Origin of the sequence: Vibrio rarus (assembly GCF_024347075.1) — a bacterium.
Lineage (GTDB): Bacteria > Pseudomonadota > Gammaproteobacteria > Enterobacterales > Vibrionaceae > Vibrio > Vibrio rarus.
This window is the reverse complement of sequence record NZ_AP024900.1, coordinates 2,736,666-2,750,660: the sequence shown is the minus strand read 5'-3', so window position 1 is coordinate 2,750,660 and position 13,995 is coordinate 2,736,666. Positions and strand designations below refer to the sequence as shown.

Below are 13,995 nucleotides of genomic sequence, written 5' to 3'. Positions count from 1 at the left end.
CTTTAGAAAATAGAGAATATTTAAAAATGGTTTTTTCCTTTTTAGGAAATAAACATGCTCTTTAACAATTTGGAAAGCTGACGAATATTGTTTGATTAACAATATTCAAATTTAAAAGTTCTCAAATCCTAACAATTTATTGTTAGGTACCAACACACATTCAAGTGTTCTTGCCTTTTTATTTCCACTTTTTTTAAAAAAGTAGAACAAAAAAGGACATCTACTTTAAGTAGGTGTGTAATTTGAGTCCGGCAAAATCGAATGTTATCTCGCTCATAATAAAGAGATAACGCACCTTGGAAACGTCATACTACGCTGTAGCAAGCGTATTGCGTTAGCAAGACCCTTTGGGGTTGTATGGTTAAGTGACTAAGCGTACACGGTGGATGCCTTGGCAGTCAGAGGCGATGAAAGACGTAATAACTTGCGATAAGCCCAGATTAGGTAGTAATAACCATTTGAGTCTGGGATTTCTGAATGGGGAAACCCACCTGCATAAGCAGGTATCATTAACTGAATACATAGGTTAATGAGGCAAACCCGGGGAACTGAAACATCTAAGTACCCGGAGGAAGAGAAATCAACCGAGATTCCGAAAGTAGCGGCGAGCGAAATTGGATTAGCCCTTAAGCTTTTAATGATACAGACGAAGGCTCTGGAAAGTGCCGCAATAAAGGGTGATAGCCCCGTAGTCGACATGTGATTTAAAGTGAAATCGAGTAAGGCGGGACACGTGATATCCTGTTTGAACATGGGGGGACCATCCTCCAAGGCTAAATACTACTGACTGACCGATAGTGAACCAGTACCGTGAGGGAAAGGCGAAAAGAACCCCTGTGAGGGGAGTGAAATAGAACCTGAAACCGTGTACGTACAAGCAGTAGGAGCGCCTCGAAGCGTGACTGCGTACCTTTTGTATAATGGGTCAGCGACTTAATTTTAGTAGCAAGGTTAACCGTATAGGGGAGCCGTAGGGAAACCGAGTCTTAACTGGGCGTCGAGTTGCTAGGATTAGACCCGAAACCAGGTGATCTAGCCATGGGCAGGTTGAAGGTTGAGTAACATCAACTGGAGGACCGAACCGACTAATGTTGAAAAATTAGCGGATGACTTGTGGCTAGGGGTGAAAGGCCAATCAAACCTGGAGATAGCTGGTTCTCCCCGAAAGCTATTTAGGTAGCGCCTCGGACGAATACCAATGGGGGTAGAGCACTGTTAAGGCTAGGGGGTCATCCCGACTTACCAACCCTTTGCAAACTCCGAATACCATTGAGTACTATCCGGGAGACACACGGCGGGTGCTAACGTCCGTCGTGGAGAGGGAAACAACCCAGACCGCCAGCTAAGGTCCCAAAGTATAGCTAAGTGGGAAACGATGTGGGAAGGCTTAGACAGCCAGGATGTTGGCTTAGAAGCAGCCATCATTTAAAGAAAGCGTAATAGCTCACTGGTCGAGTCGGCCTGCGCGGAAGATGTAACGGGGCTAAGCTATACACCGAAGCTGCGGCTGCATACTTTGTATGCGGGGTAGGGGAGCGTTCTGTAAGCGGTTGAAGGTGGTCTGTAAGGGCTGCTGGACGTATCAGAAGTGCGAATGCTGACATGAGTAACGATAAAGGGAGTGAAAAACTCCCTCGCCGGAAGACCAAGGGTTCCTGTCCAACGTTAATCGGGGCAGGGTAAGTCGACCCCTAAGGCGAGGCCGAAAGGCGTAGTCGATGGGAAACGGGTTAATATTCCCGTACTTCTTATAATTGCGATGGGGGGACGGAGAAGGCTAGGTGGGCCTGGCGATGGTTGTCCAGGTTCAAGTAAGTAGGCGGGTGGTTTAGGTAAATCCGGACCACTGTTAACGCTGAGATACGATGTCGAGTCGCTACGTGCGATGAAGTCATTGATGCCATACTTCCAGGAAAAGCCTCTAAGCTTCAGATTATAAGGAATCGTACTCCAAACCGACACAGGTGGTCGGGTAGAGAATACCAAGGCGCTTGAGAGAACTCGGGTGAAGGAACTAGGCAAAATGGTACCGTAACTTCGGGAGAAGGTACGCTCTTGGCGGTGAAGTCCCTTGCGGATGGAGCTACTAGGAGTCGCAGATACCAGGTGGCTGCAACTGTTTATTAAAAACACAGCACTGTGCAAAATCGTAAGATGACGTATACGGTGTGACGCCTGCCCGGTGCCGGAAGGTTAATTGATGGGGTTAGACTTAGGTCGAAGCTCTTGATCGAAGCCCCGGTAAACGGCGGCCGTAACTATAACGGTCCTAAGGTAGCGAAATTCCTTGTCGGGTAAGTTCCGACCTGCACGAATGGCGTAATGATGGCCACGCTGTCTCCACCCGAGACTCAGTGAAATTGAAATCGCTGTGAAGATGCAGTGTACCCGCGGCTAGACGGAAAGACCCCGTGAACCTTTACTACAGCTTGGCACTGAACATTGACCCTACATGTGTAGGATAGGTGGGAGCCTTTGAAACCTCGTCGCTAGATGGGGTGGAGGCAATCTTGAAATACCACCCTTGTAGTGTTGATGTTCTAACTTAGACCCCTAATCGGGGTTGAGGACAGTGCCTGGTGGGTAGTTTGACTGGGGCGGTCTCCTCCCAAAGAGTAACGGAGGAGCACGAAGGTGGGCTAAACACGGTTGGACATCGTGTGGTTAGTGCAATGGCATAAGCCCGCTTGACTGCGAGAATGACAATTCGAGCAGGTGCGAAAGCAGGTCATAGTGATCCGGTGGTTCTGAATGGAAGGGCCATCGCTCAACGGATAAAAGGTACTCCGGGGATAACAGGCTGATACCGCCCAAGAGTTCATATCGACGGCGGTGTTTGGCACCTCGATGTCGGCTCATCACATCCTGGGGCTGAAGTCGGTCCCAAGGGTATGGCTGTTCGCCATTTAAAGTGGTACGCGAGCTGGGTTTAGAACGTCGTGAGACAGTTCGGTCCCTATCTGCCGTGGGCGTTGGAAGATTGAAGGGGGCTGCTCCTAGTACGAGAGGACCGGAGTGGACGAACCTCTGGTGTTCGGGTTGTCATGCCAATGGCATTGCCCGGTAGCTAAGTTCGGAATCGATAAGCGCTGAAAGCATCTAAGCGCGAAGCGAGCCCTGAGATGAGTCTTCCCTGGCACTTTAAGTGTCCTAAAGGGTTGTTCGAGACTAGAACGTTGATAGGCAGGGTGTGTAAGTGCTGCGAGGCATTGAGCTAACCTGTACTAATTGCCCGTGAGGCTTAACCATACAACACCCAAGGGGTTTTGATGGACTCAAAGAAAGAACAGATTGAATGTGTATACGAACTTTTAAATAACAGTTTTCCGAATTTTAAATATCTGCTTAGCGTAGCGCTAATGCTTAAGTTCAAGGCAGCTTGTGAGGCTTGAGAAGGAATTTACTGATGTAAATGACTGAACAAACGAGCAAGGTAACGCCGAAATTATGCATTAGAGCAAGCGGATATAACAGATTTGCTTGGCGACCATAGCGTTGTGGACCCACCTGATTCCATGCCGAACTCAGAAGTGAAACACAATAGCGCCGATGGTAGTGTGGGGCTTCCCCATGTGAGAGTAGGACATCGCCAGGCTCTAATTTCTTTTCACTTTTTAAAAAGTGAAAACGTTTTAAAACCCGCTTTACGCGGGTTTTTTAATCTTTGTATAGACCAATATTTGCTGGTATGGCTCAGTTGGTAGAGCGCACCCTTGGTAAGGGTGAGGTCCCCAGTTCGACTCTGGGTACTAGCACCATATTTTGTTATTAGATACTTAATCTGATAGCACACAAAATTTGCTTGGCGACCATAGCATTGTGGACCCACCTGATTCCATGCCGAACTCAGAAGTGAAACACAATAGCGCCGATGGTAGTGTGGGGCTTCCCCATGTGAGAGTAGGACATCGCCAGGTTTGCATTCAAAAGCCTCGTCATTCGACGGGGCTTTGTCATTTCTACAGTATCCTAATTAGTCGGGATATAGTTTGCTTCTGCAACGTTCCAAAGAGCCTTTATTAAAGGATTATTGAGCTGAGATCGCTTGCAACAAACCCCTAGTTTAAATGGTTTTACAGGCGCGACATCAAGCTTTTGAATATGGTCTTTTACTGGGCTGTTATTGATGACTACGTCCGGAGCAATGCCAATACCACAGCCTAAAGCTACCATGCTGACAATAGCTTCATGACCTGAAACTTGAGCATAAATATTAGGTTTAATTTTACTGCGCTTAAACCAGTTATTGCAGTGATCTCTTGCGGTACCCTCTGAGGGGATAATAAATGGTATTTTATTCCAGTTTATTGGTTCTGTGAGCATGCTTTCAATATTGGCCACTCTTTTAGGTGCTATTACTGACAGTGATATTTCACTGATATTTTCAAAAGCAATTCTTGATGGTAGTTGTTCGCTGTGCGCTGAAATGGCGATATCAGCCTCATCATTTAACACTTTATTTATGGCTTGGGCAGGATCGCCCGTACTTAATTTATACTCTATTAAGGGGTGAAGAAGGCGAAACTCAGAGAGTAATCGAGGGAGGTGGCTATAGCTTGCGGTAACAGAGCAAAATAACCTGATCTCTCCTTTTAACACATCTTCTTTTCTCGCGAAATTTAGGCTAAAGGTCTGCCATTGGTTAATGATATTGTGCGCCACGGGCAGTAACTCTCTACCTGCGGTTGTGAGCTCGACACTTCGATTATCTCGAATAAAAAGAACTTGCTGTGCTTCTTGCTCAAGACGCTTTATTTGTCGACTAAGTGCGGATGGGCTCATATGCATTGCCGATGCTGTCTTGCTAAAGCTCTTACTTTCAGAAAGATGTAGAAAAACTTGTAGGCTTTTTATGTTCATTTGAGTTATCTTCTTGTTGCACAATTTGCAATGATTACTTGTGAATATATCACTTTAAGCAATCTAAAACCTGAATTAGTATGAACTCAATCGGCGAACAAAGCCGAACTATGGATAGAATTTTTAAGGAGAGGCCTCATGGCTAACTATTTCAATACACTAAACCTACGTGAGCAATTGGACCAATTAGGTCGTTGCCGTTTTATGGACCGTTCTGAATTTGCTACAGAAGCTGATTACCTAAAAGGTAAGAAAGTGGTTATCGTAGGTTGTGGTGCTCAAGGTTTAAACCAAGGTTTAAACATGCGCGATTCTGGCTTGAATGTATCTTATGCATTACGCCAAGCGGCAATTGATGAGCAGCGTCAATCTTTCAAAAATGCGAAAGAAAATGGCTTTGAAGTAGGCAGTTACGAGACTTTAATTCCTGAAGCAGATCTTGTCGTTAACCTGACTCCTGATAAGCAACACAGCAACGTTGTTGAAACAGTCATGCCATTAATGAAGCAAGGGGCAGCTCTTGGTTATTCTCATGGTTTCAACGTTGTTGAAGAAGGCATGCAGATTCGTAAAGACCTTACCGTTGTGATGGTAGCTCCGAAGTGTCCAGGTACAGAAGTACGTGAAGAATACAAACGTGGCTTTGGCGTTCCAACACTTATCGCCGTTCACCCAGAAAATGACCCTAAAGGTGAAGGTTGGGATATCGCTAAAGCGTGGGCAGCAGGTACTGGTGGTCATCGCGCAGGTTGCCTAGAGTCTTCTTTTGTTGCAGAAGTTAAATCTGACCTTATGGGTGAGCAAACTATCCTTTGTGGCATGTTACAAGCCGGTTCTATCGTATGTTACGAGAAAATGATTGCTGACGGTATCGATGCAAGTTATGCCGGCAAACTTCTGCAATACGGTTGGGAAACAATCACAGAAGCACTTAAATTTGGTGGCATCACTCATATGATGGATCGCCTATCTAACCCAGCGAAGATCCGTGCCTTTGACCTTTCTGAAGAGCTAAAAGATCTAATGCGTCCGCTATATAACAAACACATGGATGACATCATCCAAGGTGAGTTCTCTAGCTCTATGATGGCTGACTGGGCAAACGACGACGTGAACCTATTCAAATGGCGTGAAGAAACGGGCCAAACAGCTTTTGAAAACTACCCAGACTCTGATGTAGAGATCACTGAGCAAGAATATTTTGACAATGGCATTCTAATGATTGCTATGGTTCGTGCGGGTGTTGAGCTAGCATTTGAAGCAATGACAGCATCAGGCATCATTGATGAGTCTGCATATTACGAATCTCTACATGAGCTACCTTTGATTGCCAACACCGTGGCACGTAAGCGCCTATACGAAATGAACGTGGTTATCTCTGATACAGCTGAATACGGTAACTACTTGTTTGCTAACGTAGCAACGCCACTTTTACGTGAGAAGTTCATGCCGGCCGTTGCTACTGATGTCATTGGTAAAGGCTTAAATGAAGAGTCTAACTACGTTGATAACCAACGCCTAATTGAAGTGAACGAAGCGATTCGTAACCACCCAGTTGAGTTCGTAGGTGAAGAACTTCGTGGTTATATGACGGACATGAAACGTATCGCAGTAGGCGGTTAATCGTCCTATTTTAGGGCGCTTGGGATCCCAAGTGCTCTGTTTAAAATAAAAAGGCTTGGTATTAATATACCAAGCCTTTTTTGTTTTTTGATGCGTGGCAGTACTAATACCTATCGTCGTAATTAACTGATCATTTACTTACCGTGATGGGTATTACTCGCTCTTAGAAGATAGCTTCTCTTCTAGAGCGGCCATTTTCTTTTCCATTTCATTTAGCTTTTGACGAGTACGCAGTAATACTTGGGTTTGCACTTCAAATTCTTCGCGGCTAATAAGGTCTAACTTATTGAGTTGAGACTGAATAACCTGACGCACTTTTTGATCAACGTCAGTACCAAGGTCTTTTACTGGTTGAGGCATTGATTCATGAATCTGCTTTGCAATCTGCTCAAGTTTCTTAGGGTCAAACATGGGAACATCTCTCTATTTTCTTTTGTTATATTCTAAGCAATTTACTATCGGCTGTCGCAAGCAAAAGAGAGACCGGCATTTACTTTTAACACAAAAAAGGGCTCATAAATGAGCCCTTTGGGTTTGTTGTGTTGAATTAGTCAGATGAAGAGGTGCTAACCTCATCAAATTCAGGTAGAGGTTTATGCTGTGAAGCGATAAAGCTGTAGATCACAGGAAGCACAAATAAAGTAAATAGAGTACCGATGGCTAGGCCGGCAACAATTACAATACCAATACTAAAGCGCTGAGCCGCACCTGCACCAGTGGCGTACATTAAGGGTATTAAGCCTGCAATCATAGCCGCGGTAGTCATTAAGATAGGTCTTAACCGTACTTTCGCCGCTGCCATTACAGCATCGACACGATTGCGCTGATGGTGTAATTGTTCTTCTTTAGCAACCTCACAAATTAATATACCGTGCTTGGTAATTAACCCTACTAACGTAATAAGCCCAACTTGTGAGTAGATATTCATGGTTGCCAGTCCCCAGGCTAATGCCACTAAAGCTCCGCTGATAGCAAGAGGTACTGATACCATAATAACTAGTGGATCACGTAATGATTCAAACTGGATAGCTAACACTAGGAAGATAATCGCAATGGCCAGTAGGAAAGTGGTATAGAGTGCACTTCCTTCTGTTACAAATTGACGTGCCTCTCCCATGTAGTCATGGTTGTAGCCACTTGGTAATTTCTCCACTGCCGTAGATTCAAACCAAGCGATAGCATCGCCCATGGTTACACCAGGTGCGGGTACAGCGCCAATAGTGGCCGAGTTTAACTGGTTAAAGTGTGGCAACGTTCTAGGCTGAGGGACAACATCAATGTTGATTAAACTGCCTAGAGGAATCGATTCGCCATTGGACGAGCGAACATAGTAGTTATTCATTGATTCCGGGTTAAGACGATATTTACGTTCTACCTGAGGAATGACTTCATAGGAGCGTCCATATAGATCAATTCGGTTAACGTAACCATCGGCCATCATAGTACTTAAAGTAATACCTATGTCCTGCATGGTAACGCCGTAAGCCCCTGCCTTGTCTTTATCTATGGTAATTTTCATCGTGGCTGAATCGTAGTTCAGATCCAAATTAGAGTAGACAAATTGTGGGTTGGCTGTGACTTCTGCTAATGCATTGGTTGCGATTTGAAATAGGCTCTCAAAGCTACTTGGTGTCGTAATAACAAATTGCAGAGGTAACCCAGAACCTGCCCCAGGTAATTCTGGCATTTGGAATGCCGTAACGGCCATTCCAGGGATGTCTGCAACTAAACCTGATACTCTATTAGTGATATCTGCTTGGCTTGCTTCACGTTGACTCCAGGGCTTCAATGACGCAATACCAAATGCTTGGTTAGAGCTAGGTACGCCAGTAAAAATCTGGGCATAAGCTACCTCTGGTTGCGCATCAAGCATTTTGTTGACTTCATTCATCGAGTTTTGCAAGTAATCTAAATTGGCACTGGATGGGCCTGTACCCATCATCATTACCACACCTTTATCTTCTGATGGTGCCAGTTCACTTGGAATAAATTTAAACAGTAAGGGTAGGCTACCAAATACAATCAAGGCGAAGGCAATGACTACCCCTCTATGTTGCATTACAGAGCCCAATGCCGAAGCATACGCTTCACTTAACGCATCCAATTTTTTATGCACAAACAGCTCAAAGCGATTAGGGGTTTCATTTTGCTTTAAGATAGTGGAGCACATCATTGGGCTGAGGGTTAATGCGATAATCCCCGACACAAATACAGCGCCGGCAAGGGTTAATGCAAACTCTTTAAATAAGGAACCGGTAATCCCTCCCATAAGAGCGATAGGCGCATAAACCGCACCCAGCGTCAGTGTCATGGCAATAACGGGAACGGCAATTTCTCGAGTACCGATAATAGCCGCTCTAAAAGGTGTTTCCCCTAGTTTTATATGCCGGTCTACGTTCTCTAACACAACGATGGCGTCATCCACCACCAGTCCGATGGCTAATACCATAGCCAGCAGGGTCATTAAGTTCCAAGAAAAGCCAAGGGCCTGCATAAACATTGCTACACCAATGAGAGACAGAGGAATAGTAACAATAGGAATAAGCACGGCACGGTATGAACCTAAGAATAACGTAATAACAATTAATACAATAAGCGCCGCTTCAATGATGGTTTTCGCCACCTCATGAATGGACTCATTGATAGCAACAGTAGAGTCATACATGACATTCATCTTGATATTGCTAGGTAAGTTTTTCTTGAGTTGCGGTAAGAGTTTTAAGACATCTTCAGCTATGTTAATAGGGTTAGCACTAGGTGCTCCATTTACCGCAACCACCACAGCCTCTTGGCCATTGGCACTGGCGCGATAGACATCGTGACTTTTCTCACGGGTGACCTTGGCAATATCACTCAGGCGAACAACCTGTCCATTATCTTGTTTCACCACTAGGTTTTTGAGCTCTTGAACACTAGAAACCTGAGTGTTTGCGCTACCATTGTATAAAACAAAGGTTCCTGTGGCCTGCCCGGTGGCTGACTGGAAGTTATTGGCATCGAGTACGCCCATAACATCGGTAGCAGTCAGTTGTAGCCCGCCCATTTTAGCCGGGTCTAGCCACACGCGTAGCGCGTATTTTGCACCACCATAGAGATCAATTTTAGAGACGCCATTGACGGTAAAGAGTTGCGGATTGATAACGCGCTCAAGGTAATCAGTGATCTGGCTAGAGGCGAGTTCATCACTGGTAAAACCAATGTACATAACGGCAGTGGTGGAACCGGTAGACATGGTTACTGTGGGATCTTCTGACTCTTTAGGTAACTGAGATCGCACGGCGTTAGTTTTCGCCAAAATATCCGCTAAGGCAGCGTTGGGATTGGTATTCAGCTTCATGGTGACAGTAATGGTTGAGCTACCAAGTACTGACTGTGAAGTCATAAAATCAATGTTGTCTGCCTGTGCAATAGCTTGTTCAAGAGGCTGAGTAATAAAGCCTTGGATTAAGTCGGCACTGGCACCATAGTAACCCGTAGTCACTGTGACGACGGTATTGGTCATTTCGGGGTATTCACGCACTTGCATCTTAAAGATGGCTTGCAGTCCAAGTAGCGCAATTAAAAAGCTAATTGAAATGGCCAGCACAGGGCGCTTTATAAAAATGTCTGTAAATCGCATGGTCTATCCCTTACAGCATTGGAGTTTCAGTTGGTGGCGTAGTGGCATCACTCTCAACAACCTTGACTTTAGAATCATTGCTTAAGCGGACTTGGCCTGAAGTCACAACTGTATCACCAGGTTTAATACCATCTAGAATGCGAACACGGTCTTTATTTCTTTCGCCAGCAGTGATGACTTGTTGAGTCACGCGATGAGTGTCTTTGTCTAACACGTACACACTGTCACCGTATAAAGTGTAAGTGATAGCGATTTGCGGTAAGACCACTTGATTGGTGAGCGTTGGTAGGACAATCTGAGCGCGGGCAAACATACCTGAACGTAACTTACCTTGTGCATTAGGAATATCGGCCTGTACCTGTAATAGACCGCTTTGATAATTAATCGCCGGCTCTATGGCTGATATAGTGGCGTTAAAATGAGTACCAGGGTAAGAGTCAACCGCTACATGCACTGATTGACCAATACTGATGCGTGAGATGTCATTTTGCGAGACGGTAAAGCGCATACGCATAACACTGATGTCTTCGAGACGGGCGATTCGGCTACCGGCTTGCATATATTCACCAAGGTTAACCCCGCGAATACCTACAACACCAGAGAAAGGAGCATCCACATCACGGCGGTTAATGGTTGCCTTTAAGCCGGTAATGTCGGCTTTTAAAGAAAGGTAAGCCGCTTCTGCTTCATCAAAACCTTCTTTAGAGATAGCCCCCTTTTTATACAAACCTCTATAGCGTTTATATTTTGCCTCAGCGGCTGGGTAGCGAGCTTGAGCACTTTGTAAGTTAGCCTTTTCAACGTCAGAGTCTAACTCTACTAGAGAATCGCCCTTAGACACTTTTTGTCCAGATACAAAGTTGATTTTAGTGACGATACCACTTGCTTCCGCAGTTAAAGTTACCCCCTGTAGAGGTTCAATAAAACCAATAGCACTAATGCTCGGTGTCCATTCTTCCGCTGTTGCCGTCATAATGGTCACGGGATATTCAGGTTCGGGACGATTTGCTAAATACTCAGCAATCTTTTGTTGTTTGAACATATTAAAGCCAATAACACTGCCAAATAGGACTAAGGCAATGATGAGCATGATGAGTGTCCATTTCTTCATGGAACGGTTCTCCAGTTATTTTACGGTAATAGCGTCCCAGCTTGCTTGGATTGCTAATTGGTAGGTGGCATAGTCAATAGGTTCAATGTTTTGGCAGTGTTTACGCGTAAGCGCAAAGCAACTATCTAAACTAAGACAGTATAAGACAATGTCAGATAAGTTTTTTATTTCCCCACTTTCTCTTCCTTCATTAAAAAGGCCGATGAGTTGATCAAACATTTTCTTTTCCATGTTATGTACTTCGACGCTCAAAGGAGTAGGAAGGGATTCATATTGAATTTGAGTTTGCAGTAAAGTTAAGTGACATTGGCCCATGTTCCATATGTTTTCACACATGGTGTGGTATCGCTCATAAAGGGGTTGCTCAGAAGACACTCCAGCTTGAATGATGTCTGAAAACTGCTTTGCCAGCCAAAGTCTCACTTCGACAATGACTTTATCTTTATCTTTAAAATAGAGATAAACAGTGCCAGTAGCGACATTCGCTTCTGTGGCTAACTTTTGAATGGAAAGACCTTTGAAGCCATCCCTGCCTAATATAGTGACTGCTGCCTGTAAGATATCTTGGCGTTTGTTATTAGGTGCCATGTAATCACAATTCCAATAAAATGAATGAACATTCATTCATTTTATTTCATCGCCACGTAAATGCAAGTATTTGTAAGTTTGGGTAAGCACTGCTAAAAATAGAATTCCATTGGAAATTAATGAGGTGAGCAGTATGATTGTAGCCCTTTTTTTTATCTCGGTAGCGTTATGAGACTGAATCCACAGCAGGATGAAGCGGTAAAATTTGTATCTGGACCTTGTCTTGTGTTGGCGGGGGCGGGCTCAGGTAAGACTCGTGTAATCACCAATAAAATTGCGTACTTAGTACAACGGTGTGGCTATAAAGCTCGTAACATTGCGGCGGTGACTTTTACCAATAAAGCGGCCCGAGAAATGAAAGAACGGGTTGGACAAACGTTAGGTAAAAATGAGTCTAAAGGCTTAATGGTGTCGACCTTCCATACTTTGGGTCTAAATATCATTCGTCGTGAATATAAAGCTCTTGGGTTAAAAGCGGGTTTTTCTCTTTTTGATGACCAAGACCAATTGTCCATGTTGAAAGAATTGACAGAAGATCTTTTGGATGGAGATAAAGACTTACTTCGTCAACTAGTGAGCACCATTTCAAACTGGAAAAATGACATGTTAACTCCCGCTCAAGCGAGAGCTTCAGCGCAAGGTGAGTTACCGACCTTGTTTGCCGATTGTTTTGAAATGTATCAGAGACAAATGGTGGCATACAATGCGTTGGATTTTGATGATCTGATTTTAATGCCGGTATTGCTACTGAAAAAGAACCAAGAAGTGAGAGAGCGGTGGCAGGCTCGTATTCGCTATTTATTAGTGGATGAATATCAAGATACAAATACCAGCCAATATGAATTAGTGAAACTGCTGGTGGGTGAACGTGGTCGCTTAACCGTAGTAGGGGACGATGATCAGTCGATTTACTCTTGGCGTGGAGCTAAACCGCAAAACTTGGTGTTATTAGGGGAGGATTACCCTAGGCTAAAGTTGATTAAACTTGAGCAAAACTACCGCTCGACCAGCCGAATTTTGCGCTCGGCGAATATTTTGATCGCTAATAACCCCCATGTGTATGAGAAAAAACTGTTCTCTGAAATTGCTGACGGTGAAAAACTCAAAGTGCTGATGGCCAAAAATGAAGATCATGAAGCGGAGCGTATAACGGGCGAGATCATTGCTCATAAATTTGTCAACAGAACGCATTATAAAGACTATGCCATTCTCTACCGAGGCAATCACCAGTCTCGTTTAATCGAAAAATCGTTAATGCAAAACCGTATTCCCTATCGTATTTCTGGTGGTACCTCTTTTTTCTCCCGTGCGGAAATAAAAGATGTAATGGCTTACTTGAGAGTGTTAGTGAACCCGGATGATGATAATGCGTTTTTGCGTATAGTGAATACACCGCGCAGAGAGATAGGGCCAGTTACTCTAGAAAAACTCGGCAGTTATGCCAACATGCGGGGCAAAAGTTTATTTGAGTCATCTTTTGAGCTGGGTCTAGAGCAAACATTGTCGGGAAAAGGGTTAGAGAGTTTAAGGCGCTTCACCGAATGGTTGGTGCGTGTCGGAGACAATGCAGAGCGTGGTAATACGGTAGAAGCGGTCCGCAGTTTAGTGCGTGATATTCATTATGAAGATTGGCTTTACGAAACATCAGCAAGTCCCAAAGCAGCAGAAATGCGCATGAAGAACGTCTCGGATTTGTACACTTGGATAGTGGCTGATCTTGAAGGCGACAACTACGATAAAGAAGAAAAAACCTTAAAAGAGGTGGTGCAGCGTTTAACCCTACGCGACATGATGGAGCGAGGAGAAGACGATGCAGAGGCCGACCAAGTACAACTTATGACGCTACATGCATCAAAAGGGCTAGAGTTCCCATATGTATACCTCATGGGGGCAGAAGAAGGCATCCTGCCTCACCAAACGAGTATAGATGAAGACAACGTAGAGGAAGAGCGTCGCCTAATGTATGTCGGTATTACTCGTGCTCAAAAAGAACTCAACTTCACTGTATGTAAGGAGCGACGCCAGTATGGCGAGCTAATAAAACCGACACAAAGCCGATTCTTAGATGAACTACCGTTTGATGACTTGGAATGGGAAGCAAAGAAAAAACAACAAACTAAAGAAGAACGAATGGAAAAAGGTCAGGCGCATATTGCCAACCTAAGGGCCATGTTTAAAAAGTAATGCTTAACCT

Annotated in this window: 7 protein-coding genes, 1 tRNA gene and 3 rRNA genes; 6 read left to right on the top strand and 5 right to left on the bottom strand. The window is 44.5% G+C overall.

Translation table 11 applies throughout. The annotated features are described in order from the left end of the window. Positions 1-359 precede the first annotated feature (359 nt). The 4 genes from OCU56_RS12560 (at position 360) to rrf (OCU56_RS12545) (ending at position 3,917) form a co-directional block, all read left to right on the top strand. Positions 360-3,249, top strand: a 23S ribosomal RNA gene (locus tag OCU56_RS12560). A 230-nt stretch (positions 3,250-3,479) separates the two neighbouring features. Then, positions 3,480-3,595, top strand: a 5S ribosomal RNA gene (rrf, locus tag OCU56_RS12555). 87 nt (positions 3,596-3,682) lie between these two features. Then, positions 3,683-3,758: transfer RNA gene (locus tag OCU56_RS12550), tRNA-Thr, on the top strand. 43 nt (positions 3,759-3,801) lie between these two features. Further along, a 5S ribosomal RNA gene (gene rrf, locus OCU56_RS12545) occupies positions 3,802-3,917 on the top strand. 52 nt (positions 3,918-3,969) lie between these two features. Here the strand turns inward: rrf (OCU56_RS12545) and ilvY are convergent. After that, complete coding sequence (ilvY, locus tag OCU56_RS12540) at positions 3,970-4,860, bottom strand: HTH-type transcriptional activator IlvY (RefSeq protein ID WP_261873500.1); 891 nt, start codon at positions 4,858-4,860, stop codon at positions 3,970-3,972. Between the two features lie 138 nt (positions 4,861-4,998). Here ilvY and ilvC point away from each other — a divergent pair, with 138 nt between their 5' ends. Further along, a complete protein-coding gene (gene ilvC / locus OCU56_RS12535) occupies positions 4,999-6,483 on the top strand; it encodes a ketol-acid reductoisomerase (protein WP_261873499.1) in 1,485 nt (494 codons plus the stop codon). A 153-nt stretch (positions 6,484-6,636) separates the two neighbouring features. Here ilvC and ubiK read toward each other — a convergent pair whose 3' ends face one another. The 4 genes from ubiK to OCU56_RS12515 form a co-directional block, all read right to left on the bottom strand. After that, entirely contained in the window at positions 6,637-6,894 is a 258-nt protein-coding gene (gene ubiK / locus OCU56_RS12530; RefSeq protein WP_261873498.1) for a ubiquinone biosynthesis accessory factor UbiK, read from the bottom strand. 136 nt (positions 6,895-7,030) lie between these two features. Then, positions 7,031-10,102, bottom strand: a complete 3,072-nt coding sequence (locus tag OCU56_RS12525; RefSeq protein ID WP_261873497.1) for a multidrug efflux RND transporter permease subunit — start codon at positions 10,100-10,102, stop codon at positions 7,031-7,033. A gap of 10 nt (positions 10,103-10,112) precedes the next feature. Next, on the bottom strand, positions 10,113-11,213 hold the full coding sequence (locus OCU56_RS12520; protein ID WP_261873496.1) for an efflux RND transporter periplasmic adaptor subunit: 1,101 nt from the start codon (positions 11,211-11,213) through the stop codon (positions 10,113-10,115). A 15-nt stretch (positions 11,214-11,228) separates the two neighbouring features. Next, complete coding sequence (locus tag OCU56_RS12515) at positions 11,229-11,801, bottom strand: TetR/AcrR family transcriptional regulator (RefSeq protein ID WP_261873495.1); 573 nt, start codon at positions 11,799-11,801, stop codon at positions 11,229-11,231. A 168-nt stretch (positions 11,802-11,969) separates the two neighbouring features. Here OCU56_RS12515 and rep point away from each other — a divergent pair, with 168 nt between their 5' ends. Beyond that, a complete protein-coding gene (gene rep, locus OCU56_RS12510) occupies positions 11,970-13,985 on the top strand; it encodes a DNA helicase Rep (RefSeq protein WP_261873494.1) in 2,016 nt (671 codons plus the stop codon). Positions 13,986-13,995 lie beyond the last annotated feature (10 nt).